The 25,750-nt window shown below is 26.9% G+C and carries 30 protein-coding genes and 2 pseudogenes; 31 read left to right on the top strand and 1 reads right to left on the bottom strand.

Translation table 11 applies throughout. The features are described from left to right. Nucleotides 1–3: 3 nt before the first annotated feature. The 31 genes and pseudogenes from R5Z65_RS00450 to R5Z65_RS00300 form a co-directional block, all read left to right on the top strand. Entirely contained in the window at nt 4–429 is a 426-nt protein-coding gene (locus R5Z65_RS00450; protein WP_317366358.1) for a DUF1492 domain-containing protein, read from the top strand. A gap of 423 nt (nt 430–852) precedes the next feature. After that, nucleotides 853–1,140, top strand: coding sequence for a hypothetical protein (locus tag R5Z65_RS00445; RefSeq protein ID WP_317366357.1), 288 nt, complete (start codon nt 853–855; stop codon nt 1,138–1,140). A 93-nt stretch (nt 1,141–1,233) separates the two neighbouring features. Then, entirely contained in the window at nt 1,234–1,647 is a 414-nt protein-coding gene (locus R5Z65_RS00440; RefSeq protein ID WP_317366356.1) for an HNH endonuclease, read from the top strand. A 229-nt stretch (nt 1,648–1,876) separates the two neighbouring features. Next, a complete protein-coding gene (locus R5Z65_RS00435) occupies nt 1,877–2,257 on the top strand; it encodes a phage terminase small subunit P27 family (protein ID WP_317366355.1) in 381 nt (126 codons plus the stop codon). After that, a complete protein-coding gene (locus tag R5Z65_RS00430) occupies nt 2,238–3,977 on the top strand; it encodes a terminase TerL endonuclease subunit (protein ID WP_317366354.1) in 1,740 nt (579 codons plus the stop codon). The genes R5Z65_RS00435 and R5Z65_RS00430 overlap by 20 nt, the downstream gene beginning before the upstream one ends. A gap of 100 nt (nt 3,978–4,077) precedes the next feature. Next, the gene (locus R5Z65_RS00425) at nt 4,078–5,340 is read left to right on the top strand and encodes a phage portal protein (protein WP_317366353.1); all 1,263 of its coding nucleotides are present in this window, start codon (nt 4,078–4,080) and stop codon (nt 5,338–5,340) included. Beyond that, nucleotides 5,327–6,085 (top strand): head maturation protease, ClpP-related, encoded by a 759-nt coding sequence (locus R5Z65_RS00420; RefSeq protein ID WP_317366352.1) that lies wholly within the window; start codon nt 5,327–5,329, stop codon nt 6,083–6,085. The genes R5Z65_RS00425 and R5Z65_RS00420 overlap by 14 nt, the downstream gene beginning before the upstream one ends. A gap of 10 nt (nt 6,086–6,095) precedes the next feature. After that, the gene (locus R5Z65_RS00415) at nt 6,096–7,412 is read left to right on the top strand and encodes a phage major capsid protein (RefSeq protein ID WP_317366351.1); all 1,317 of its coding nucleotides are present in this window, start codon (nt 6,096–6,098) and stop codon (nt 7,410–7,412) included. 2 nt (nt 7,413–7,414) lie between these two features. Next, nucleotides 7,415–7,627 (top strand): head-tail connector protein, encoded by a 213-nt coding sequence (locus R5Z65_RS00410; protein WP_317366350.1) that lies wholly within the window; start codon nt 7,415–7,417, stop codon nt 7,625–7,627. 68 nt (nt 7,628–7,695) lie between these two features. Beyond that, a complete protein-coding gene (locus tag R5Z65_RS00405; RefSeq protein WP_317366349.1) occupies nt 7,696–8,025 on the top strand; it encodes a phage head closure protein in 330 nt (109 codons plus the stop codon). Further along, nucleotides 8,025–8,462, top strand: a complete 438-nt coding sequence (locus tag R5Z65_RS00400; RefSeq protein WP_317366348.1) for an HK97 gp10 family phage protein — start codon at nt 8,025–8,027, stop codon at nt 8,460–8,462. Before R5Z65_RS00405 ends, R5Z65_RS00400 begins: the two co-directional genes overlap by 1 nt. 7 nt (nt 8,463–8,469) lie before the next feature. Then, on the top strand, nt 8,470–8,892 hold the full coding sequence (locus R5Z65_RS00395) for a DUF6838 family protein (protein ID WP_317366346.1): 423 nt from the start codon (nt 8,470–8,472) through the stop codon (nt 8,890–8,892). A 61-nt stretch (nt 8,893–8,953) separates the two neighbouring features. Then, on the top strand, nt 8,954–9,136 hold the full coding sequence (locus R5Z65_RS00390; RefSeq protein ID WP_317366344.1) for a type II toxin-antitoxin system HicA family toxin: 183 nt from the start codon (nt 8,954–8,956) through the stop codon (nt 9,134–9,136). Nucleotides 9,137–9,178: 42 nt separating this feature from the next. Continuing rightward, nucleotides 9,179–9,577, top strand: a complete 399-nt coding sequence (locus tag R5Z65_RS00385) for a type II toxin-antitoxin system HicB family antitoxin (RefSeq protein ID WP_317366343.1) — start codon at nt 9,179–9,181, stop codon at nt 9,575–9,577. Between the two features lie 46 nt (nt 9,578–9,623). Continuing rightward, nucleotides 9,624–10,787, top strand: a complete 1,164-nt coding sequence (locus tag R5Z65_RS00380) for a phage tail sheath C-terminal domain-containing protein (protein WP_317366342.1) — start codon at nt 9,624–9,626, stop codon at nt 10,785–10,787. Between the two features lie 16 nt (nt 10,788–10,803). Continuing rightward, nucleotides 10,804–11,232, top strand: coding sequence for a phage tail tube protein (locus tag R5Z65_RS00375; protein ID WP_317366341.1), 429 nt, complete (start codon nt 10,804–10,806; stop codon nt 11,230–11,232). Nucleotides 11,233–11,241: 9 nt separating this feature from the next. After that, nucleotides 11,242–11,631: a hypothetical protein gene (locus R5Z65_RS00370; RefSeq protein ID WP_317366339.1), complete on the top strand. Its 390-nt coding sequence runs from the start codon at nt 11,242–11,244 to the stop codon at nt 11,629–11,631. 23 nt (nt 11,632–11,654) lie between these two features. After that, nucleotides 11,655–11,795, top strand: a complete 141-nt coding sequence (locus tag R5Z65_RS00365) for a hypothetical protein (protein ID WP_317366337.1) — start codon at nt 11,655–11,657, stop codon at nt 11,793–11,795. Nucleotides 11,796–11,969: 174 nt separating this feature from the next. Next, nucleotides 11,970–14,132: a hypothetical protein gene (locus R5Z65_RS00360; protein ID WP_317366336.1), complete on the top strand. Its 2,163-nt coding sequence runs from the start codon at nt 11,970–11,972 to the stop codon at nt 14,130–14,132. A 392-nt stretch (nt 14,133–14,524) separates the two neighbouring features. Further along, nucleotides 14,525–14,947, top strand: a complete 423-nt coding sequence (locus R5Z65_RS00355) for a phage portal protein (protein WP_317366335.1) — start codon at nt 14,525–14,527, stop codon at nt 14,945–14,947. A gap of 329 nt (nt 14,948–15,276) precedes the next feature. Then, a complete protein-coding gene (locus tag R5Z65_RS00350) occupies nt 15,277–15,936 on the top strand; it encodes a hypothetical protein (RefSeq protein ID WP_317366334.1) in 660 nt (219 codons plus the stop codon). Between the two features lies 1 nt (nt 15,937). Next, complete coding sequence (locus R5Z65_RS00345) at nt 15,938–16,216, top strand: hypothetical protein (protein ID WP_317366333.1); 279 nt, start codon at nt 15,938–15,940, stop codon at nt 16,214–16,216. A gap of 5 nt (nt 16,217–16,221) precedes the next feature. Further along, a complete protein-coding gene (locus tag R5Z65_RS00340; protein ID WP_317366332.1) occupies nt 16,222–16,674 on the top strand; it encodes a DUF2634 domain-containing protein in 453 nt (150 codons plus the stop codon). Next, the gene (locus R5Z65_RS00335; protein ID WP_317366331.1) at nt 16,664–17,731 is read left to right on the top strand and encodes a baseplate J/gp47 family protein; all 1,068 of its coding nucleotides are present in this window, start codon (nt 16,664–16,666) and stop codon (nt 17,729–17,731) included. Before R5Z65_RS00340 ends, R5Z65_RS00335 begins: the two co-directional genes overlap by 11 nt. Beyond that, a complete protein-coding gene (locus tag R5Z65_RS00330; RefSeq protein ID WP_317366330.1) occupies nt 17,724–18,260 on the top strand; it encodes a putative phage tail protein in 537 nt (178 codons plus the stop codon). The genes R5Z65_RS00335 and R5Z65_RS00330 overlap by 8 nt, the downstream gene beginning before the upstream one ends. Before the next feature lie 143 nt (nt 18,261–18,403). Continuing rightward, nucleotides 18,404–18,889: a phage holin family protein gene (locus R5Z65_RS00325; protein WP_317366441.1), complete on the top strand. Its 486-nt coding sequence runs from the start codon at nt 18,404–18,406 to the stop codon at nt 18,887–18,889. 82 nt (nt 18,890–18,971) lie between these two features. After that, nucleotides 18,972–19,535: pseudogene (locus R5Z65_RS00320) on the top strand (manganese catalase family protein); the annotation flags it as partial. Nucleotides 19,536–20,148: 613 nt separating this feature from the next. Then, nucleotides 20,149–21,315 carry a site-specific DNA-methyltransferase gene (locus tag R5Z65_RS00315; RefSeq protein WP_317366329.1) on the top strand — a complete coding sequence of 389 codons (1,167 nt, stop codon included), beginning with the start codon at nt 20,149–20,151 and terminating at the stop codon, nt 21,313–21,315. Beyond that, on the top strand, nt 21,296–22,168 hold the full coding sequence (locus R5Z65_RS00310) for a CfrBI family restriction endonuclease (protein WP_317366328.1): 873 nt from the start codon (nt 21,296–21,298) through the stop codon (nt 22,166–22,168). The genes R5Z65_RS00315 and R5Z65_RS00310 overlap by 20 nt, the downstream gene beginning before the upstream one ends. A 61-nt stretch (nt 22,169–22,229) precedes the next feature. Beyond that, entirely contained in the window at nt 22,230–23,876 is a 1,647-nt protein-coding gene (locus tag R5Z65_RS00305; RefSeq protein WP_317366326.1) for a hypothetical protein, read from the top strand. 79 nt (nt 23,877–23,955) lie between these two features. Further along, nucleotides 23,956–24,276: pseudogene (locus tag R5Z65_RS00300) on the top strand (manganese catalase family protein); the annotation flags it as partial. Between the two features lie 31 nt (nt 24,277–24,307). On the opposite strand, the gene R5Z65_RS00295 reads toward R5Z65_RS00300, so the two are convergent. Further along, on the bottom strand, nt 24,308–25,648 hold the full coding sequence (locus R5Z65_RS00295; protein ID WP_317366325.1) for a GHKL domain-containing protein: 1,341 nt from the start codon (nt 25,646–25,648) through the stop codon (nt 24,308–24,310). Nucleotides 25,649–25,750: the final 102 nt, after the last annotated feature.

Here is a 25,750-nt window from a genome sequence, read left to right as displayed (position 1 = left end):
AATATGTTAGACGAGAAAAAGAAAAATTTAATAAGATGTTTAAATAGAGCCTTTAAGCTAACAAAAATAAAGCAAAGGTTAGAAAGGGAATATAAACAAAAGTTAAAAGAAGTGGATATTATAAGTGTACCTTGTGAAGAAATAAAAGCGAGTAGAATTACATCTAAAGTTGAAAACAAAGCCTTAGATTTAGTTAGCTTAAAAAAAGATATAGATTTACATAATTTTAAAATTGAAGAAGTAAAAATGGAAATATCTTGTGTTATAGATAAACTAGAAGATGATACTCTAAAGACTTTATTAAGGCTTAGGTATTTAGAGTTTAGAAAATGGGGAGATATTATGTATATATTACATTATTCTAGAAGAAATGTTTTTTATAGGCATAATGAAGCTTTAAAGGAAATAGCAAAACTTAATAATATCTAGTTGACATAAACATAAATTGATAGTATAATGACTACATAATAATATATCTAAGATGACACAAAAAGCATAGGAATGGGAGCTCCTATGCTTTTATTATGTAGCAGACTATTTGTTGTCGCTATTGTTTCTATCATCTAGCCATTTACATATGTAATATGTAGCTACATTAGAGATAATACAAACAACTATGTCTAAAAATATATCCAAGATGACACCTCCCTTCTGTTGTCAGATTGGGAGCGACAACAAATATATATTAACATAAAATATTTTATATTTCAATAAAACTTTGCACTGCATTGCACTCTTATATGTGATATTATGTTATTGTAGAAAATTAATTTTTCCATTTGGATTTTTTTAAAGCTAGACTTGTTCTAGCTTTTTTTATGTGAAAATTACAAATATAGGGGAGTAATTCGTATGAGAAATGAATTGAAAGTTGCTCAAAATATATTAAAAGAATATTATAATACTAAGAAAAAAGTATTTTATCTAAATGAAAGAATATTAAATTATAAGCATTTGAGCGAAAATGACAAGTCTTGCGAAGAATTATTGAATGCCGAAAAAGAAATACTAGAAGAATATAAAAGAAAAATTAAAAAATATGCTTTTATAGATAGCATATTGGAAACAGAATTTTCAGAAAAAAGGAAGATTTTGGATGATAAATATTTATACGGCAAAAGTTGCAATTTGTTTCTTTAAATAATTATATATCATTAAGACAATGCTTTAATTTTCAAAGTGAAATACTAGGAAGAATACAGGAAGAATACAAAGAATTATATGGTGTAACATATGATATATAAACGTTGTAGTAGATGTAGGACTAGATTAGATTATAGCACAATATGTAGTTGTAAGGCTAAGTATAAAACCAATAGTGATAGCTATAAAGATGATAAAGAAAAGAAGTTTTATAAATCAAAGGCTTGGCAAGATGCTACTAATATTATTAAAAACAAGTTTAATTATATAGATATACATAGCTATTATGTTTTAGGGCAAGTTGAACAAGGAGAAGTTGTGCATCACATAATAGCTTTAGATGAAGACTTTAATAAAAGATTATCTTTATCAAATTTAATATATTTGACAGAGAAAAACCATAGAATAATACATAACTTAATGAAAAAAAGCCCTAAAGATAAAGAAGATGTACAACATTTATTGTTTTCCCTTATTAAAAGGTTTAATATAGATTTTAAGTAGGGTAGGGGGTATTGATAAAATATAGGTCAAATACGGTAGACCGCACAGGGAGGTTTGTTCACGCAAAACTCCCAATATCCAAAAAAAAGTCGGTAAAAATATATAAAAAGGTGGTTATTATATAGGCAGACCGAGAAAATTATCAAGTATGCAAACAAAAAATTTAACTAAAGAAGAAATTGCGGAAAAAGAAGAATAAGAAAGTTTTATAATTGTTGGCAGAGAAGATTTGAGAAAAGCCCCTAAATGGTTAATTGATAATATTGCAAAAAAAGAATTCCAAAGAATTATAAAAAATTTTGAAGATTTAGAAGTAATTGGGAACTTGGATATTAATAATATTGGGGCGTATTGTAATGCGTATTCTTTTTATTTAAAAGCTACTAAAGAGCTTGCAGAAAGTGGAAAACTAACTATTGAAAAGCAGCTTCCAAATGGTTCGTATACTATTGTTGAAAATCCACTTATAAAAATACAGAAACAATATGCTGATGAGATGAGAAGATTTGCAAGTTTATGTGGTTTAACCATTGATAGTAGGTTAAAACTAGCAGTACGAAAAACAACAAAAGAAAGGCAGGATATAGAAGATGACTTTGGGGATATTTAAAAATAAACCTAGAAAAATACTTGACGAGTTAATACAATATGCAAATGACTGTATTAATGGTGTTATAATTAGTGGTTATAAGCATAAATTAGTTTGTAAAAGATTTTTAAAAGATATTGATAGGATAGAAAGTGATGACACTTTCTTTTTTTATTGGGACGAAGAAGAAGCAGAAAAAATAGTTAAATGGTTTAGTTATTTAAGGCATAGCAAAGGGGTTCTTGCAGGGCAACCTATCGAGCTAACAACTTGGCAAAAGTTTGTACTTTGCCAAATATATGGTTGGCGAGATATAAAAACAGGGTATAAGCGGTTTAAAAATGCTTTTATAATGGTGGGGCGAAAAAACGCAAAATCACAAATGGAGGCAGGTTGTATTTTATATGAAATGTCTACACAAAGCACTAAAAATAAGGAGATTTATGAGTGTTATTGTGCAGGTGTAAAGAAAGACCAATCTAAATTGATATTTAATGAGTGTATAAACTTATTAAGGGGTAGTCCTTTAGCTAAAAAATTTAAAATAACAAAAACAGAGATAATACATAAAAAGACAGGTAGCTTTTTAAAACCCCTTAATAAAGAAGATGGGCAAAAAGGAGATGGAACAAACCCTGCTGTTTTAGTTATAGATGAATATCACCAACACCGAACAACAGAATTTTACGACTTGTATCTAGGTTCAAATGTAAAAGAGGGTATTTGTATGATTATAACAACTGCAGGCTTTGACTTAAATTCTCCTTGTTATACTCAAGAGTTTAAATACTGTGTTGAAATTCTTGAGGGTATATCACAAAATGATAGGTATTTTGTAGATATTTTAGACATAGACAAAGATGACGATATAACAGACCCTAAAATATGGGAAAAAGCAAATCCTATAAGGTGTAGCTATGAAAAAGGTAGAGAAGATTTAGAGGCTTATTTTAAAGTTGCTAAAGACATACCCGAAAAAATGAACACTTTTAAAACAAAATGCTTAAATTTATGGGTGCAAGCAGGGGAAAACAAATACATTGATATGGCTAAATGGAAAAGTTGTACAGTAGATTATATGGATATAGATATATCTAACAAGCCTGTATACGTTGGTTTTGATATGTCGGCAAAAATAGACTTAACATCTGTCAGTTTTATTGTGCCTATAACCATTGATAACATAAGAAAATATATACTTTTTAGCCACTCATTTATACCAAACACAGAAAAGTTAAGAGAAAGAATTATAAAAGACAAACAACCTTATGATTTATGGGTAGAAAGAGGTTATATAACCATTACAGACACACCTGTTGTTGACCAAAATGTTGTACTTAAGTATGTTGAGGACTTTTGTAACAAAAAAGGCTTAAATATAGAGTGTTTTTGTTTTGATGTAAACAACGCATCTAAATTAATGCTTGAGTGCAGTGAAAAAGGCTATACAGTAGAAGAAGTATACCAAAGTCATAAGTCTTTAAATGAAAGCACTAGTGGATTTAGGGAAGAGGTATACAGTAGCAATGTTATTTGTGAATATAACCCTGTGTTAAACTATGCAATGGCTAATGCTATCATAAAAACTAACAACGGACTTATTAAAATAGATAAAGATAAAAGCACAAGCAGAGTTGACCCTGTTGACGCAACACTATGTGCTTTTAAATTGGCATATTATCACACAGAAGATAGTTATATAGATGATTATTTAGCTATAATGGACGACTTTTTACAGTAAGGCAGGATAAGGTGTTTTACCAAAACACATAAAAATGGCTTGTAGGCTAGCTTACAACGGTTAAATCTTTAATAATACAGTAAAACTCTTATTTTACCACTTGAAAGGGGGTGAAATTATTATAAAAAAAGTATTTAATAAGGTGTTAAATAAATTTTCTAATGAAAATTCAAAAAGAGCTAGCTCAAACAATGAAGAAAATTGGCTAAAAATTTTTGAAAGTGAAAAAGATTTATATAGCGAGGCGACATATTTTACTTGCCTAAAATTATTGTCGGAAACTTTAGCAAAAATGCCTTTAAAACTTTATCAAAAAATAAATAATGATGTATTTATAGCAGATGATACCGATGTAAGCTTTAAATTAAAATATAAGCCTAATGACCTTATGACACCTACTATTTTTTGGGCAACTATTGAAAACAACCGTAACCACTATGGCAATGCTTACATTTGGATAAGGCAAGAATATACACCTAAAAAATACGGTGGAGATTTAAGAATAAAAGACTTTTGGGTAATGGATAGCAAAAGTGTTAATGTTTATGTACTAGACAATGGGACTTTAGTTTATCAGTATACTGACTGGATAACAAAACAAGTATATTACTTTAATCAAGATGAGGTGCTACATTTTAAAACAAGTGCTACTTTTGACGGGATAACAGGGAAGCCTGTAAGGGAAATTTTAAAAGATACAATAAATACTAACTTATCAAGCCAAAAGTTTTTAAATGAGCTTAATGAAAATGGTGTGTCGGCAAGATTATCACTAACAGTAGATAGTGATGTAACTGAGGTAGCAAAAAAACAATTAGTGAAAAGATTAACCGAGTTTTCAAGTGGTATAAAAAATGCAGGTAAGGTAATGCCAATACCTGCTGGTATGAAAGTACAACCTTTAGATATTAAGCTAACAGATGCACAATTTTTAGAAATACGAAAATATACGGCATTACAAATAGCCAGTGCTTTTGGTGTTAAGCCAGATATGATTAACGACTATTCAAAATCAAGCTACAATTCATCAGAGGCCCAACAATTAAGTTTTTATGTAGACACATTACAATTTATTTTAAAACAATATGAAGATGAAATAAACTATAAATTATTGCTTAATAGAGAGCTTAAAGATGGTTATTTTTTTAAATTTAACGAAAAGGTGCTATTAAGAACAGATAGCTCTACACAAGCAGAAATGTTATGTAAATATGTTAATAATGGCATATACACACCAAATGAGGCAAGACGCAAGCTAGACTTAAATGGACTAGAACACGGCGACAAGCTTATGATGAATGGTAACTATATACCAATAGAACAAGTGGGCGAACAATATAAAAAAGGCGGTGATACAAATTAAAAAGCTTAACTTTAAAAATGAAAATAATAATATTGTAGGTTCTTTAGAACTTAAAAATAACAAGCTATACATATATGGAGACATATTAATGGATAGCTTTTTTAAATGTGAAGAAGAGACAGAAGATGTTTGTCCTAAAGACATAGTAAATTTTTTAAAAGGGTTGGAAAATCAAGAAGAAATAGAAATACATATCAATAGTGGTGGCGGTTCTGTTTTTGGTGGTCTTGCTATATACAACCTATTAAACACCTATAAAGGTAAAAAGGTTGTTTATATAGACGGTTTAGCTGGTAGCATAGCTAGTGTTATAGCTTTAGTTGGAGATGTTTTATATATTTATAAAAACAGTATGATGATGATACATAACCCTTTAACTTTTATTTGTGGCTATTACAATGCTAAAGAATTACAAGAGCAAATAGATACTTTAGAAAAATGTAAAAAGTCTATTTTAAATGTTTATATATCAAACATTAATAATACTAAAATAATACCCGAAGAAGATATTTCTAAACTAATGGACAATGAAACTTGGCTTGTAGGAGAAGAAATAACAGAATATTTTAAAGGTTATATTTTAGAAGACAAAAAGGATATAGTAGCTTGTACATCAAGTTATTTTGATAGCTACAAAAATACACCTAAAAATATTAAAAACATAGAAAATAAGCCTATAAATAACAGTTTAGAAGAAGAAAAACAAAAAATATTAAATGATTTAGAAAAAATAAGTATATTTTAGGAGGTAATTTATGAATAAAAAAATTAAAGAATTATTAGACAGTATTAAATTAAAAAAAGAAGAGGTTATAAATTTTACAAATGAAAATAAATTAGAAGATGCTAAAAAATCTAAAGATGAATTAGTACAATTACAAAACAAGCTAGAAATTTTATACGATTTAGAAGATGGTGCAGATAATAGCATTAAGGATAGTGTAAAAAATAAAGAGCCTATACAAAATAACCAAAAAATAACAGAAGAACAAGCATTTATAACAGTTATTAAAAATAAGGCTTTAGAAAAACCAATAGGTAGTGAGATAATAAATGTTCTTAAAACAACAGAAGAAGAAAAAGGTATACTTGTACCTCAAGATATATCTACAAAAGTAAGAGAACTAAGAAGACAAACACAGTCTTTAGAGCATTTTGTTAATATAGAAAAGGTTGACAAAACAGAAGGTAGCAGAGTTATAGAAAAGAATGCAGATGTAGTAGGATTTGAGGCAGTAGATGAAGAAGCAGTATTCCCAGATATGCCAGACCCAGAGTTTGTAAAGATACCTTATAAATTAAAAAAATTTGGTGGTATTTTAAAAGCTACACAAGAATTTTACAAAGCTACATTTTCAACTATTAAGAGCTATATTATCAAATGGATAGCCAGAAAAGGTATTACAACAAGGAATAACCTTATATTAAAGTCTATTGATGATAAATTAAACGGTAGCAAAGTAACTATTACTAATGTAGATAGCTTAAAAGCTATAATAAATACTAAATTAGACCCAGCTATTTTAAATGGTACACAAATAATAACAAATCAAGATGGTTTTAATTGGCTTGACAAATTAAAAGACGAAAGAGGCAGATATATTTTACAACCAGATATTACACAGAAATTTGATTATTTATTATTTGGAAAATACCCTGTTATTGTATTTTCTAACAAACAGATTAAAACTTCTGTAAATAATGCTCCATTTTATATTGGTAACTTAAAAGAGTTTATCACCCTTTTTGACTATGAAAAACTATTTATTGAAATGTCTAGTGAGGCAGGAGACTTATGGAATAAAGATATGATAGGTATCAAGGTACGTGAAAGATTAGATGTACAGGTGATAGATGAAAATGCTTTAGTAAAAGCAGAGGTTGACACAACTGCACCTATGGTAGCTAATTTAGATAATATAATAGAGGTAGTTAAGGTAGATGATAACCTAAAAGAAGAAAACAAAGAACTTGTATCTAAAAACGCAGAATTAGAAAAACAAAAATCTACTTTAGAAAAAGAAAAGGCTAAGCTAGAAAAAGAATTAAAAGAGATAAAAGAAGGTAAATAGATATGGTATATCAAGAAGAGTTAAGCGAAATAAAAAATTATTTAAGAATAGATTTTGACGATGATGATATTTTATTAAACACCATAATTTTAGCTGGTAAAGAATATATTAAAAATGCTATTGGCTATATAGATATGGGGCAAGCTAGTTTTAGAATCTTGCTATATACTATATGTGCTGATTTGTATGAAAGAAGGGAGCTATTTAATAGATAAGGCTATACATACAAATAAAATAATAAACAGCCTAATATTACAATTGCAATTATCAAAGGAAGATTAATATGTTACCTAATATATTAGACAAAAAAATAGAAGTTTATAAAAATCAAAAATCAATTAATGACTTAGGGCAAACAGAATATAAATATTGTTTATATAAAAAGGTGTGGGCAAATATAATTCCCACATCTACAAAAACAAGTGATTATATAGCAGAAACAGACAGGGCAGAATATACCTTTAAATTTATTTTAAGAGAAAACAGTGTAAAAGAGCTAACAAGGGATATGTACTTTATCTATAAAAATCAAAGATATGATATAGATTATTTTATACCTAATTTTAAAAATAAGGATAGAATAGAAGTTATATGTAAATTGGTGGTGGAATAATGGGTGATTATGAGTTTAAAGTAACTAACTTAACAAATGATTTATTTAAGACTAATGACGAGGATACGTCTAAAGAGATAAAAAAGTTTTTAAATAAACAAGGTAATAAAGGCAAAAAAATATCTCTTAAAGTAGCTAGAGCTAAAGTTAAAAAGAAAACAGGTACATATCACGAAAGAATAAAAAAAGGTAAGGTATATAAAGATGACAATGGTACTTGGGGTGTAAGGATATATAGCAATGCACCCCACGCACACCTTATAGAAGATGGATATGACCTTGTAAAAGGAGGTAAAAAAGGTAAAGGTGGAAAGGTTATAGGAAGAGTAAAGGGTAAAAAAGTGTTTTCAAAATTTGAAAAAGATTATGCTAAACATTTTCATAAAGAGTGTGAAAATTTAGTTGATGAGCTTTTAGAGAAAGGTTTTAGTTGGTAACTATAGAATGATAGAAAAAATAGTAAAAGCTATTACACAAGTTTTAAGGAATGAATTTAAAAGCATTGATGTTAATAGCACAGACATAGATGCAGGGTATAATTTACCCTGCTTTTTTATAAAAGTAAACAACATAAAAACCGAAAAATTAAGCACTAAAATAGATACTTTATATATTAATTTAGATATTTTATATGCTTGTAAAGATGAAAAGGAAAATCAAAAAGAATGCTTTCAAATAGCCGAAAAGTTAAGAAATCTATTGATAGATAAATATATAAAAATAGATGATGATTTAACATTTCAAATATATGAAGACAGTATAGATATAGAAGATGATTATGTAGCTATCTCTTTTGATATAGAAATGAATTTAATAAAAGATACAGAAGAAGATTTAAGCTATATGGAAAATGTTATTTTAAAATAATAAAAACTCTTGACACGTATAAAATATACGTGTATAATATATGGTATAAGGAGGGCTAAACTTGACAGTTAGAGAAATATTAAAAATACTTAAAGATGATGGTTGGTATGAAACAGCACAAAAAGGTTCACATATACAATTAAAACATAATAATAAAACTGGCAAAGTTACTGTTCCTAATCATAATGGCGATGTATCTAAAGGTACATTAAATAGTATTTTAAAACAAGCAGGGCTTAAATAAAAGCCCTTGCTTGAACTATAACTATATATAAGGAGTGTTATTATGAAATCAACAACATATTTTGCAATAGTTGAACCTACAAAGACTGGATATAGCCTTTATTTTCCAGACCTTTTAGGTTGTATAACATCAGGTACAACAATTGAGGAAACTTTAAAAAATGGGGAAGAAGCTCTAGGACTTCACCTTTGGGGAATGGAAAAAGATAATGACTTAATACCAGAACCTACAAAGCCACCATTTTTAGATGAAGAAATGGAAGAAGGTTCATTTGTAATGCCTATAACTGTATATATGCAGTTAGTAAAAAATGAGATAGAAACAAAAGCAATTAAAAAAACTTTAACTATACCATATTGGCTTAATGTAGAGGCAGAAAAAGCTGGTATAAACTTCTCACAAGTTTTACAAGTTGCTTTAAAAGAAAAATTAAATTTTTAAAGACAAGTTTTTGCTTGTCTTTTTTATATTAAAAGGAGTTGGTAAAATGGCAATAGGGTTACCTAAAGTAGATGTAATATTTAAAGGACTTGCAAATACTGCTGTTGTAAGAAGTGGCAGAGGTGTTGCTTGTCTTATTATAGAAGATAATACAGGAATTGATACTTTAGATTTAAAATCTAAAAAAGAAACTTTAGTCAATGAAGAAAATTTAAAATCTAAATCTGTTATTACAGAAGATAAAATACTAAAACAATATAAAGGATTTACAGAGGTAGAAAGCACCGATTATACAGAAGAAAATTATAAAATAATTGAAGATGTATTTTTAACAGACATAAATAAGCTATATGTTATAAAAATACCTAATGATAAAACTTTTGATGACATAAAGCCATTTATAAAAAGAGATATAAACTGGATAGCTTATATAGGTGAAACAAGAGAAGAACAAAAGAAACTTGCAAACTTTGTAAAACTTGAAAACAAATCAAGGTCAAAAAAATTAAAGGCAATTTGTTACAACTTGCAAGAGGCAGAGGCAGACGATATGCATATTGTAAACTTTGTAAATACAAATGTTACAAAAGCAGATGGTGACAGTATTGTAGGTTATAAATATTTAGGTAGGCTTTTAGGTGTTTTAGCTGGTTGTAGAATGGATATGTCGGTTACATATAATATTTTATCAGACTTAAATAGTGTAGATGAAATAGGAGATACAGAGGCTATTAATACAGCTATTGGAGATGGTAAATTTGTACTTATAAACGATGATGATGGTGTAAGGATAGCAAGGGGTATAAATTCTTTACAGAAAAATGACAAAGAGCATACAGAGGATATGAAATATATTACTATAGTTGAGGCTATGGATTTAATATATGAAGATATTGTTAATACATTTAAACAGGTATATCTTGGTAGGTTTAAAAACTCTTATGATAATCAAGTTTTATTTATAAGTGCTATAAACTCTTATTTTAGGGATTTGGCTAGAGAAGAAATATTAGATTCTAACTATAATAACACAACTTTTGTAGATACAGAAAAACAAAGGGAAATATGGATAAGCAATGGTAAGATTGAGGCTCAAAATTGGAGTGACATAGAAATTAAAAACAACACATTTAGAACAAATGTATTTTTACAAGCAAATGTAAAATTTTTAAATGCTATGGAAGATTTATTATTTATTGTAAATATGTAAGAAAGGTGGAAAATAAATGAGTAAAATACGTTCTCAAGAAGTTATATCTGGTACTTTTGGAACTGTATGGGTAAATGATGAAGAATGGTTACACGTTACAAAATTTGAAGCAAAAGTAACTGGAGAGTTTGAAGATATAAATATGGCTGGCAAATTAACTACTGGTAAAAAATTTATGGGGTGGACTGGCGAAGGTACTATAACAGTAAATAAAGTAAACAGTACGGTTACAAAAATGCTTGCTGAAAATTTTAAGAAAGGAATTATGCCAGAAATAAAAATAGTTGGTAAACTTGCAGACCCTCAAGCACGCGGAACAGAAAGGGTAGAAATATTAGAAGTAACATTTAGTGAATTTATGTTACTTAATTTTGAAGTTAAAGCAAAAATGGAAGAAGAAGTACCTTTTAGTTTTGAAGACTACAATTTAATAGATGCTATTTAGGAGGGTATTATGGAGAAATTAACACTTAATAATTTATTAGATAGAAAAAGTAAGCAGGATAAAATGGGGCTATCTACACTTGAAGTAGGTAGCCTTAATGCTAGTGTACCAATAGTAAAGATTAAGACTAGGCAAATATGTGAAATAATGGATAAATATGATACAGAAGTAGATAAAGTTACATCTAGTTTTGATATGATGAGCGAGATTATTTATAAATGCGTCCCTATATTGCAAACAAAAGAATTAAAAGAACAATTAAATGTACCAACCCCTTATGAGATTGTTGGAGAATTATTTAAATTAAATGAGATGCAGAAAATAACAGAGCATATTATGGAAATTCACGGTATTACAGATAAAGAGCAAACACCTGTTAATGATGAAATAAAAAACTAATAAAAACTGATGGCGAAATGGCAATGTATAGTTATTTTGTTGCTAGGGGTCATCAGTTAGATTATTTACTTAATTTATCTTATACAGAAAAAATATTTTTTATAGAAACTATGAAACACGAATATGAAATAGAGGCTAAAAAATGGGGAACAGATAAAAGTTAGTAATTTGTATACATAATCTATTATGGCAGGAATAGTGGTGTTCAAACTAGGGTTCAAACACACTTTATACTGCTTAAATCCAAAGGCTTTAACAATGGTGAAAATAGGGCTTCACACAAAAAATATATGGTTCAAGTTTTAATACGCAAATAATTTAAAGAAAGGGGGTGTTTTATGGCTTCTAATAAAGTTATTCAAACAGTTTTAAGATTAAAAGACAACTTTTCAAAACCTTTAAGACAAGCTAAAGAAACAGTAAAAGAGTTTACATCTGGTGCTAAAAAAAGTCAAGAACAATTTGCTAAAATAGTTAAAAAGACCGAAAATAGTATTACTAAAGATTTAAAAAGAATAAAAAATAACTTTAAGCAATTAGCAAGAGATATAACAAAATCTTTAGCTAGCATATCTTATCGTGGATTACAAAAAGGTATGGATATGCTTAAAAAGTTTAGTTTCTTAGGTGGAACTTTAGGTGTAGCTAGCTTAGGAGCAGGTATTTTTGAGGGTATGGACTATGAAACCTATAAAGTACAGCTTGAAACAGCTACAAAAGATACTAAAAAGGCATCTCAATTAATGAGAGATGCCATAGCATTTGCTAATAAAACACCATTTGAAACAGGTACAGTTATAGAGGCTACTGCTAAATTTGAAAGTATGGGGTTATCTGCTACAAAGTGGCTTAGCATAACATCGGATATGGCAGGTGCTACATCTAAAGATATGATACAAGCAGTTGAGGCAGTTATAGATGCAGTAGCTAGTGGCGAATTTGAAAGATTAAAAGAGTTTGGTCTTTCTAAAAAAACATTAGAAGATTTAGATGTTTCTGGTAAAGTATTTAATAATAAAGGGCAAGTAATTGACCAATTAGCACTTACAGAGCTTTTATTTAATGAAATGGAGAAACGCTATAAAGGTGGTGCAGAAAGCCTATCTAAAACTACTAAAGGTATGTGGAGTACTGTTACAGGAGTTTTCAAAAATTCTATGGCTAAAATTGTTGGTGTAACTGATGACGGTATGGTTCGCAGTGGTTCACTACTTGACAGTTTTAGAGGGGTAATAGAAAAAGTAGCTAATAAAATGGTAAAGTGGCAACAAGACGGTACTATTGAAAAAATATCTGCTAAATTTGATAGATTTTTAGCTAGAGCAAAAGTTATTTTTGGATATATAGGTAATTTAATTGATATTGTTAAGCAAAAATTTGTACAATGGCAAGCAGATGGAACTATTGATAATCTAAAAGAAAAACTAGGTAATATATTTAAAAATGTAATAGATTTTATACCTGTTGCTATCAATTTTGTTTTAGGTTTTATAGATAATTTGAGGTGGATATTACCTATTATAGCAGGTGTTGTTGCAGGTGTTAAAACTTGGGGTATAGTGTCTAATATAACAGCTATAGCAACAGATTTATTAGCTAAAAAACAAGCTATATTAAATATAGCTGCTAAGCTATTTAATAAAACGGCTTGGTCAAATCCATATGTGCTTGTTATAGGACTTATTATAGGTGCTATAGCATTGCTTATTTTAAATTTTGATAAAATAAAAGATAAATGCTTAGAATGGTGGGATATTATTAAAGAAAAATATCCCAATGTGGCTAAAATGTTTATTTTTATCGCAAATACAATAAAAATAGTGTTTAATGCTATATGGAAAGTTATAAAAATATTAGTAACTACTATAATTAATCGTATAGAAAGCATTATAGGTACAATACAAGCTATTATATCAAATGTTTTTAATATTGTGGTTGGTCTTATTGATATGGTATTATATCAAATTAATACTGTTGTTGAAGGTATTAAAAATATTTTTGGTGGAATTATTGATTTCTTTACTGGTGTATTTACAGGTAACTGGGAGCAAGCACTAAATGGATTAAAAAGTATAGCAGAGGGTATTTTTAATATTATAAAAGGTATATTTTTAGCACCATTTACATTATTTTCTAAAGGTATAAATTGGGTTATAGAAAAAATAAATGGTTTAAAAATAAATATACCCGATTGGGTGCCAATTATAGGTGGCAATAGTTACAGTTTTAATATTCCTACTATACCAGAAGGCTTACCAAATTATGCTACAGGTACAAGTTATCATAGAGGTGGACCTGCCATCATTAACGAATGTGGCAGAGGAGAAATTGTTGACTTACCTAATGGCAGTAAAGTTATCCCTCACGATAAATCAAAAAAATTACTTGATAAAAATAATAGTCCAATTAATGTTACTATTAATGTATATAACCCTAATGACGTTGATGAAATAATAAATGAGTTTGCTTATAAATTAATGTTATTTATGAATAATTCTTAACATTTTGATAATTCAAATATATACATAATATAATATCTATGATATAATAATTTTAGCATATTTATATGCTAGGAGTAATTATTAAGGTTGTTACCCTTTATTAAGGGGGTGATGCTATGAATAAAATAATTAAAATTTTACTTTTTGTTATTGTTGTAGCATTACTTGTTGTTAATAATATAACAATAGTTTATTAATATAACAAAAAACAACCTAATAAGTTTGACGACCCTTTAGGTTGTTTTAACAATAACGACAGGGGAGCAACTATATAATTACTCCTTTTATATTATTATTATATAACTTATTTTTTATACTGTCAATAAATTTAAAATTATTAAAGGTTACTATTATTAAATAGTAGCCTTTTTTGCATTAGAAATGAGAATTTTATGGACATTATATTTAGTGCTAATAACAATGAACAAGTATTGACATTACCTATAATACCCGAAAATATGCCAGAACTATGTCAAAGCTATAAAAACTCAACATTTGAGAGTATAAATGGTGAATTAAACTTAATAGGAACAAAAGCACTTAGAACAGTATCTTTTTCTTCTTTTTTTCCTACTAAGAAATATAGATTTATCCGACCTAAATCTAAAGAAGACGGCTTTGTATATGTGGAATTTTTTAATAAATATGCAGGTAATAAAATGCCTATTAGAATGATATTTGTAGATAATAATAACAGAGAAATATCTAATATGGCATATACAGTTGAAACTTTTAATTGTTATGTAGATAGGCAAGGGGACATACAGTATTCTTTGGATTTGAAAGAGTATAGATTTCCAAAAATTAAAAAGTAGGTGGTAATATATTTAAGTTTTTTATATTGAAAGATAGTGAAAAAATAGATATATCAGACTTTGTAGGCAATATAAGTTGGAACGACAGTATTGATACTTTAGGGGTATAATTAGACTTTGCCATACCAAAAGATAATGCTTATATTAATTTTTTTATAGACTGTGGAGATAAAATTTCACTATATAAAGATAATAAAATAGTATTTCAAGGAATTATTACAGATAAAAATATTAATGGTATATTTGAAGAAACCTTTACTGCCTTTGATTTTGCTTTTTATCTTAATAAATCTAAAATAATAAAGCAATTTAATAATATAAGTGGTCACTTGGCTATATCTAGTATATGTAGTGAACAAGGCATATCTTTAGCAGAAGTACCTAATTTAACAACAAATATAAACCATATATATTTTGAAAACACAATAGCAGAAATAATAGATGATATACTAGAGCAATGTAACAAAGAAACAGGAAAAATATATTATAAAGAAGTTTTAGAAGACAAATTATATATCTTTGAAAGGGGTACAAAAATAATAAACCCAACCTATAAAATGGCAGTAAATGTAGCTACCATAAATGTGCTAGATGAAATAGGGCAAAACTTTTCTAAAGGATACAGTATTGCAGATTTAAAAAATAAAGTTACTATAATTACTCAAAATGAAAAATCTGCAAGGGTTATAGCAACAAAAGAAGATAATAAAAATATAGAAAAATATGGCTTATTACATCATATAGAAAGTGTAGATAAAAAAGATATAAATAAAGCTACAAATATAGCTAGTAATAAATTAAAAGAACTAAATACTATAAAAGAAACTTTATCTTTAGAGCTTTTAGGTAGCGAACAATTAAAGGCAGGTAGGGTATTAAATATTAATAATAAAGATATTGGTATTAATGGAAAGTTTAATATTATATCAAGTAGCCATACAGTTGAAAATGGCATACATAAAACAAATATTGAAATAGAAAGGCTTTAAAATGAGTAATATTGAATACATAGCAAAGCTATTTAAAGAACGTAATAACGTTAGCAAAATAGGTACAATTATAGGGGAAATAGTTGAAGTTATAGAAGAAAAGGACTATGTGAAAATTAGTATATTAAATGGTGCTATACAAAAAGACAAGTTTTACTCTTTAATTGAAAAATATAAAAAAGAAGATGTAGGAAAACAAGTAATAATTACTATGACAGAGAATAATCAAGAACTTATTGTGCTAGGTTATTTTAAAGAATTTTTACCACTAAAGGAGTGATTTGTATGTTTCCTAAAATAAATAATACTATTACAAACATAGAAAACAATAGTACTGTAACATTAGGTAAATGTTTTAAATTTGACTTTAAAAAAGGACAACATATCGTTATAGATGGTAAATTTGTAGAGTGTGATTTTAAAGAAAATATAAAACATTTTATACAAGTTATTTTAAGGACAAAAAAAGATACATTTAAAGTATATATGATAGATGAAGAAGAAGATTTTGGCTTATCAATACATAGTCATATAGGTAATAAAGTTTATCATAAAGGCTTTATACTATCGGAATGTAAAAGAGAAATAACAGAGCAACTTTTAAACCACCCTTTTATAAAAGATGTAGATAATTTTACATTTGATTTTGAAAATACACTTTTAACTATAAATTTTAATTGCTATTTGCAAAATAATGAAACTTTAAATATTAGTGAGGTGTTGGACATTGAACTTTGATAAAACCCCGAATGAAATATTAAATGAATTTTTACAAGAAATACCCGATAATTACGAAAAAAGAAAAGGGTATTTTCTTTGGGATATAATAAAAGCTATATCTATTAGAATGTGTAGTACACTTAAAAAACTTACATTTGTAGCTAGTAAACTAGATGTAAACAACCTAAAAGGAGTAGAACTTGAAAGATTTATAAAGCAAAGAACAGGTATAGAAAGGAAAAATGCTACATATTCTCAAGGTGTCATTACTGTAAAAGGTAATGGTACTGTTAATATTGGAGATTTATTTGAAACAGATGGACTTGTTCGTTTTGAGGCAATAGAACAAAAAAATATAATAGGCACAGGTACAGTTAATATAGAGTGTGTTACTGCTGGTAAAATAGGCAATGTGCCTATTAATAGTATAAAGAAAATGCCTGTTACTATAACTGGTATTAATAGTTGTAACAATGAATTACAAACTAATGGGGGTTATGATGAAGAAACTGATACAGATTTAAGGAATAGGTATTTTGAAAGACTTAGAGAACCTGCTACAAGTGGGAACATATATCACTATAAAAGGTGGTCTAAAGAAGTTGATGGCGTGGGAGATGCTAGAATAATACCCCTTTGGCAAGGTCATACTACCGTTAAAGTAATCATTATAGATAATGATAGGTTGCCAGCTGATGAAAGCCTTGTAGAAAATGTACAAGAATACATTGACCCCAACATTACAGGAGAAGGACGAGGGCAAGCACCTATTGGAGCATTTTGTACAGTAATTAGTGCTACCCCTAAAGGTATAAATATATCTGTTAAGGCTATTTTTAGCAAAAACTATGATAAAGAACAGTTAAAGAAAAAAGTTACTGAAAATATAGGCCTTTATTTAAAAGAAATAGCATTTAAAAAAGATTTTTTAAGCTATGCTATTGTTGGCTCAAAAATATTAGATATAGAAGGTGTGCTTGACTATTCTAATTTAACTGTAAATAACCAAACATCTAATATAGAATGCCAACAAGAAGAAGTTTTTGTATTAGAAGGGATAGAATTTATTGAATGATAAAGTTATTAATTTTATAAATAAAATATTTAGAAATGATGATATTGCAAACCATATTGCTAGAATAAGCCAAACAAAGCTTGAAAATATTGAAATAAACATAACTGATATACAAAGTAATATATTTTTAGACACATCTACTTGGGGTGTGGATATATTTGAAAAAGAGCTTGATATTGAATACACAGAAGATAAAACAATAGATGAGAGAAAGTCAATAATAAGTGCTAAATGGAGAGGAGCAGGTAAGCTAACATTAGAGCTTATACAAGATACTGTTAAGGCTTATACAGATAATGTTGTTAGTGTACGTTTTAATGGCACTATTATAATTGACTTTAGTGATAAAATAGGTGTACCTAATGATGTTGATAGTTTAATGAAAAGCATTGAAGACATTAAGCCTGCCCACTTGGGTGTTGATTACATTTTTAGGTATAGAACTTGGGGCGATTTAAAGCCTTTTATTTGGAAAACTATAAATAAATATAGTTGGAAAGACGCAAAGGAGAAAGAAACACTTAAGTAGAACAAAAAAAGAAATAAAGATTTATTTTGAATTATGGGAAGATAGCAAAAAAAGAAGAAGAAGGATATTTAGAAATTAAACAAGTATTAATGTAGTTTACTATATTAGTGCTTGTTTTTGTAAAGGAGTGATTTTTTTTAAATATTTTTGAAAGCAAAATAAAATATTTTATATCTTGCATAACAGGTATTTTATCGGCTATTTTGGGTGATTTTTGGTTTTTGTTTGTGTTTTTACTAGGACTTAACATAATAGATTATACAACAGGAATATTAAAAGCTAGATATTTAAAGATAGAAAGCTCAAGAAGAGCTATGAAAGGTTTTATTAAAAAGTTTTTAATATGGTGTTTGGTAGCTATGGGTTTTGGCCTTGGGATAGCCTTTGAAATGATAGGTGAGGTTATAGGAATTAATTTACATATAATGTTAGCAATAGGTTGGTTTATACTTGCCCATTGTATAATAAATGAATTTAGAAGTATTTTAGAAAATATAGTAGAGCTTGATAAAGGATATCTTGTGCCTAAATGGTTAATAAAAGGACTTGAGGTAACTAACAAAATAATGGATAAAAGGGTTAGTGATGTAGTTGATAATATAGACAATAATGATGATAAAGAAAAATAGTATGTATTTGAGTACTTTATTTTTTTGTTATTCTATGCTAGAATTATAAAAATAGAATGATTATTATATTTATACCCTATAACAATATGGTGGTCCTAATGGAGAATTAGGTGCAGCACTTCGTTACCTTAGCCAAAAATTTACTATGATAACACCTGAGGCTAAAGCTATATTAAATGATATAGGGACAGAAGAACTAGCACATTTAGAAATGATAGGTTCTATTGTACACCAACTTACAGATGATATATCGGAAGAAGAAATAAAAAAAGCTGGCTTAGGACCATACTATGTTGACCACGGTGTAGGTGTATATCCAGCAAATGCAGGAGGTATTCCATTTTCTGCTGATAGTATCCAATCAACAGGAAATCCTATAACAGATTTGTATGAAAACTTAGCAGCAGAGCAAAAAGCTAAGGCAACATATGAATATATATTAAATATGACAGACGACCCAGATGTAATTACACCTATTAAATTTTTAAGAGAAAGAGAAGTAGTGCATTTTCAACGTTTTGGTGAGGCTCTAAGGCTTGTGCAAGACTACTTAGATAGTAAAAGACAGTTTATAATAGAAAAGCCTAATTGTATGAAGCCGGGTTGTAATGGAAATAACAATTTAAGACCACAACCAAGAATGTAGTGTAAATAATAAAAAGACTTATTAGCTTTAAATGCGGGCTGATAAGTCTTTTATTGTACATAGGATGCTATGAATTATAGTTAATATAGAAATAAATGATAAAAAATGAAAACTAAATATATCCCAATATATATAAGTTAGTAATATATAGAAAAGTCAAATAATATATATTAAAACATTAAGGAAGTTATATATGTAAAGAGTGTCAAGATGATATTAACTTTTAATGTTATATAGATTTTTACTAAATATCTTATAGAAATTAAGAATTTTAGTATATTAAAAAATATTTCGGCAATTAGAATTAATTGACCTAAAAACTAATTTATGTTAGTATTAATGTATGCTAGTAAGTAAACAACTAAAAAGAACTTAATTAATTTAAGAAAAAATGTAAAAATAGTAGGAAAAAATCATCTTATACTTAAGAGAATTTATAAAAATGTAAAACATTGAGTTATATACTAATTATTTGAATAATAAAGTTAAATAAAATATAAAAGTTATAAAAATAATTAGAAATTTTTGTGATAAACATTATATAGTTTATTTTCAAATACAATAAGATTAGATATGGAATTTAGAAAATAAAAATTATTATGTGGAGGTATAAATGAAAATAAATGATTTACTAACAATCAAAGAAATAAAAAAGCTTGGTAAAGATAAATCCGATGAAAATATTAAAATATTATTAAAATATTTTAATCAAGAAATTTCAATAGAATTAAAAAGAGAAATAGTATCATCTATAGGAAGACAAATAAATAATGATATGATATATAGTTTTTTAAGAGAAAATGCTTTTAAAAATCATCCAATGGAAGTAGTATATCAGATGTATAGAACTTGTTTATATAAAGAGAAAATAGATGAACGTTTTAAAAAACTTGGTGTTGAAATTAAAGATTTTTATAAAAATGAAAATATATATAAAATGTATAAATATTATCAATACAAACAACTAAGGATAAAGCGAAATGTTAATAAGGAAAAGATAAATAGACCAACTATATTAATTGGTGATACAGAAAAAACTTTGACTAATCTTCCAGAAGAATCAATACAAATGATATTTACATCTCCACCATATTACAATGCAAGAGAGTATAGTGATTATCATTCATACAATGAGTATTTATTAAAAATTAAAAATGTATTTAAAGCTTGTAGTAGAGTTTTAGAAGATGGTAGATTTATGATTGTTAATATATCGCCAGTTATTACAAAAAGACCAGGTAGAGAATTTGAAAGCATAAGGTATCCTATTCATTATGATTATCATAAAATTCTTGAAGAAGCGGGTTTTTACTTTATAGATGAAATAATATGGATAAAGCCAGAGCCTAGTGTACCAAATAGAATTGGAGGTTACATGCAAACTAGAAAACCTTTGTCATATAAACCTAATTGCATAACTGAGAGTTTAATGGTTTATAGAAAAAATTGTGATTTTCTTTTAGATAAAAATATAAATGACTATGGCGATGATTATGATAAGTTTGAAGAAGATGAAATAGATACAACAAATTGTTGGTATATATCTCCGCGATCTGACAAAAATCATCCAGCAGTTTTTCCAGAAGAACTATGTCGTAGAGTACTTAAATATTATTCATATGAAAAAGATGTGATTATGGATCCTTTTGCTGGATCTGGAACATTAGGTAAAGTAGCAAAAGAAATGGGAAGAATCCCTGTTATGTGTGAAATAAATGAAAAATATATAGATTTAATTAAAAATGAGGAGAAAAATTATTATGATTACATTTCAGAATGAAGTTGTAGAAAAAACAGTTGATAGACTATTGAAAGGTGATGATTATAGAGAAGAAGTTGTTAATTCTATAAATGCCGTATTTTTTGATTTTACATTAGATTTCTTTAAAAAAATAGTTGAAGCTAAAATGAGTGATGAAACAATAACTTTAGAATGGTATAAAAAATATTTTATTAATGGTGATAGTTTTTCGCCTGAAGAAGCTGCAATATATGCTGGAATTAATAAGAAAACAATTAATAATATGTATGGGACAACAGCGAGAGAGGTGGTATTAAGTGTTGCTAATGATAATTTTGAATATTTAAGAAGTATAGTTGGACAACTTGAGAAAGATGCTTTAAATGAAATTGCAATTAATATAAAAATTTCTTATAAAAATATTACTGTTGACTTGACTTTAACTGAAAGTTTGTTGGTAATTAATGCATTAGCTACTAAAAAAATTCAGTTACGAGGTGGTGCTTGGAGTTCTATTGGTAAAAAAGTTGAAAAACCGTTATTGGATAGGTTATGTAATATTCTTGAGGTGCCAACTAATAATATTGATAACTCTAATTTTATACAAGATAAATCTAAAAAATTTGATAGAGAGGTTGATTATAGACTAATTAGTTCTTCAGGTAAAATTTATAGAATAGAAGTTAAGTTAATGGGCAAAGGAAATCCAGAAAGTGCAGATGCAACAATTGCAAGAGATAGTGATATATTTATTGCAGATACACTTAGTGAACAAAATTGTAACCAACTAGAATTCAGAGGTATAGAGTACTTAATATTAAAAGGAAATAAAAATATAATCGAGGATTTTAGAAATATTTTAGATAAATTAGATATACCGCATAAAAAATAAAAGTTTCATATAAAACACAATAAATATAATTTAAAAAAATATTTTACAAATGAGGTTTAAAATGAGCTGGAGTTATTATGAATTTAAAGCATTTTTTGAAATGTACATAAAATATCCTGATATAAGTGAGTATATTAAACAGTATTTAAATTTAAAAAACTATTATAAAGTATCAGAATTACCAGAGTTACTACAGAAATTTGAAGATTTTATTACTAATGAGGTTAAAAAATTTAATAAAGATGAATTATTTTATTTAAGCTGTATTATTAAAGAAATATGTTACTATGGAAGTTATACTCCTGAATACTATAAATATTATAATAAAGAAATAGAATATCGAATATATAGTTTAATAGATGTATGTACTAGCTTACAAAATATATTGATTAATTTAAAATATGAAAATTATGGATATTTATATATTGAATCTTTTATTAAAATTTTAGTTTATTTTGAAAAATATACAATTCTTTATAGTAATATCGAACTTTTTTTAAAACTAGAACAAGATATTAGTGTTAGTATTAATATTAATGATTTATTCAGTCCAGTAGATGATACTAAAATTTCTGGATTTGATAAATATTTGGATGAATATTATGATTATAGTGGAAAAATTAAATTAGAAGAAGAAACTATAAATGACGTTGAAACAAATATATTTTTAAAAAAAGTAAAAAATAAATGTCATATTTCCACAGAAGATATACTTGCACAAATTAACAATTACTTGTTACAAAATATAGGTTTCAATATTGATGATTTAGAGTTAATAAGTGCATATTTATTAGCAATATTTAAGTTAAATAATAAACCAGGAGAAGAGAAATTCAATTTATTTAGAATAGAAGTGCTTGATTATCAAGATATAAATAATTTTTTTAAAGATAAAAGTAAATATTTATCTGAAGATAAAATAACAAAAATAATTAATTTTTTTATGATGGATGATAAGGCTAATAATGGTAGTTATAAGAATATAAGAAATAATGAGCTTAATTGTATTATAGAGATTAAAAATAAAAGGTTTTTCGGAATATATAATTTTTTAAATAATGTATTAGTTTTTAAAGGTTTAGCATTCCATATTATCAATTATATAGAGGAAAATAGTAAATTAAGAATATATAAATTTGACAAATTTTTTGATAAAAAAGATGATAGGAAATTTTTTTCTGATATTCAAAAAAAATTAGCTACATTTATGAGTTACAAAATAGCGGATATTCTTAATGACAATGGATATATAGTTCCTAGGGTTATTTATAAGGAAGAAAATATTAATAAAGAAAAAGAATTTTGGGTTGAAATTGAAAAGATTGAGATACCAAAAGAGTATAGAACAAATAAAAAATCATTTATAGAATTTTCAGATATAGATGTTATTGCTTTAGATAAAGAAAATAAGGTATTGTTACATATAGAGGCCAAAGACTTAAAACCTACTATAGAATACAGTGAAATAGGCAAAAAAAACTATGAAAAGCAAAAAAATTTTATTGAAGTGAGGTATAAAACATTAAAAGATAATAAAGCAGCTATTTTAAAAGCCTTATTCAATATTGATGAAGATGACTACGATATAAAGAATATTTATATTACGAATAAAAGTAATAAGAAAAAGGTTAAAGATGAGTATAGTAATATGACAGTTATTAATTATGAACAATTTAAGCAAAATATAAAAAAATTAAGTAATTTATAATAATCATATAATATACTATAGCTTTTATAAAAATTTGAGTAAAATTTAAAAAATTTTAAGTCCTATATTGACAGAAGCCGACCACGGTGTAGGTGTATATCCAGCAAATGCAGGGGGTATTCCATTTTCTGCTGATAGTATCCAATCAACAGGAAATCCTATAACAGATTTGTATGAAAACTTAGCAGCAGAGCAAAAAGCTAAGGCAACATATGAATATATATTAAATATGACAGACGACCCAGATGTAATTACACCTATTAAATTTTTAAGAGAAAGAGAAGTAGTGCATTTTCAACGTTTTGGTGAGGCTCTAAGGCTTGTGCAAGACTACTTAGATAGTAAAAGACAGTTTATAATAGAAAAGCCTAATTGTATGAAACCACAACCAAGAAATTAAAAATAAAAAAATAAAAGCTATAAAATAGCTTTTATTTTTTTATTTTTAATTTAACTTCAGCAATAAATATTTTATTTTTATAATCTATTTTAAAGTTAAATTTCCCTTTATTTTTAGATAATACTTGAACTACATAACCAATACCAAGACCTTCTATTTCTGTATATCTTTTAGAAGATTCTAAGTAACCATTGTCTACTTTAGGTTTTTTGTTATATGTATTAGATATTTTAAGTATAAAGTTTTCATCTTTTTGTTCTGTAGATAAAGATATAGTCTTTTTACTATTTTCTGGGAGCTTTAAGCTAGCTTCTAAAGCATTTGTTAATAAAATAGACAATATTTGGTGTAAATCTTTTTCTTCAATGTCAATATTGTTGCCAAAATAATAATTTCCTTCAAAGTTAATTTGTTTAAAGTTACATATGTTATTAAATTCATAAAATAAAGAGTTTATTGTTTTAGAAGATGACACAGTATTGTTATCTTCATTAATTATAGTTTTTAACTTGTTATCTAGTTTTTTAATTTCTTCTAAAGAGTCTATCTTATTATCACTATTTATAAGCTCTTTTAAAGAAACAGATGATGTAGAATACAAGCTTAAAAATTCATTACTTTTTTCAGCAGCTACAAAATTTGAAACTTGCTGTAATATAGTAAAGTCTTGTTTTTTATTTCTTATTTCATTTTGTAACAGAGAAGACATTCTAACACCAAAGCGAAGAACTAAGAAGTATACAGCATATAAAACTAAACAAGTGTATACCTGCTCTACAGAAAACCATATAAGGTCTAAGTTAAAGTAGAAATTATAGCAGTTAAATAGTAGATATAAAGCTAACATAATATGTATAATCATAACATAATATACCTGACCTTTACATAAGAAAAAGGCAGATATTCTTTTAGAATTAAATGCTAGATAATATATACAAAATAAAGTAGCTAATATACCGTGTGCAAAACAGGTAATAAGCTGAGTATATTGGTCAACTTGAAAAAGCTGAAACATATTTTTCTCATAAAAAAGGGATAGCAAACCAGCAGCTAAACTTTTTGAAAAAACTATATGGAATGTTTGAAAAATACTTAAAAAAATGGCTTCTTCTAAGCGTATTTTTACAAGAAATATAAGAAGAACCATACTAACAATAAATAAAACTATATAAGAAGCAGGTTCATTAGCAACTGTTAAACTTTTAGCAGTAAATATAACAGAAGCCGTACAAGTTACAGGATATATTACTGGTAATAATATATTAAGTATTCTCCCTTTCCAACGTTTTAGTACAATTAATGAAAAAAATAAGTTGCCTATTAAAAGTAAAAAGAACCCTATTGGGTCTAAAAATGACGAAGCTTCTCGCATTTTTTATCACCATTCCTTATTATTTTTATTTTATACTAAATATGAAGTATAGTCGACATATAAATTATACACTATAATGTAATATTTTAAAAGGGAAAAATA

Origin of the sequence: uncultured Tyzzerella sp. (genome assembly GCF_963558545.1) — a bacterium.
GTDB lineage: Bacteria > Bacillota > Clostridia > Lachnospirales > CAG-274 > Tyzzerella.
The sequence above is the reverse complement of the archived record's forward strand: the minus strand, read 5'-3'. Positions and strand labels throughout refer to the sequence as shown.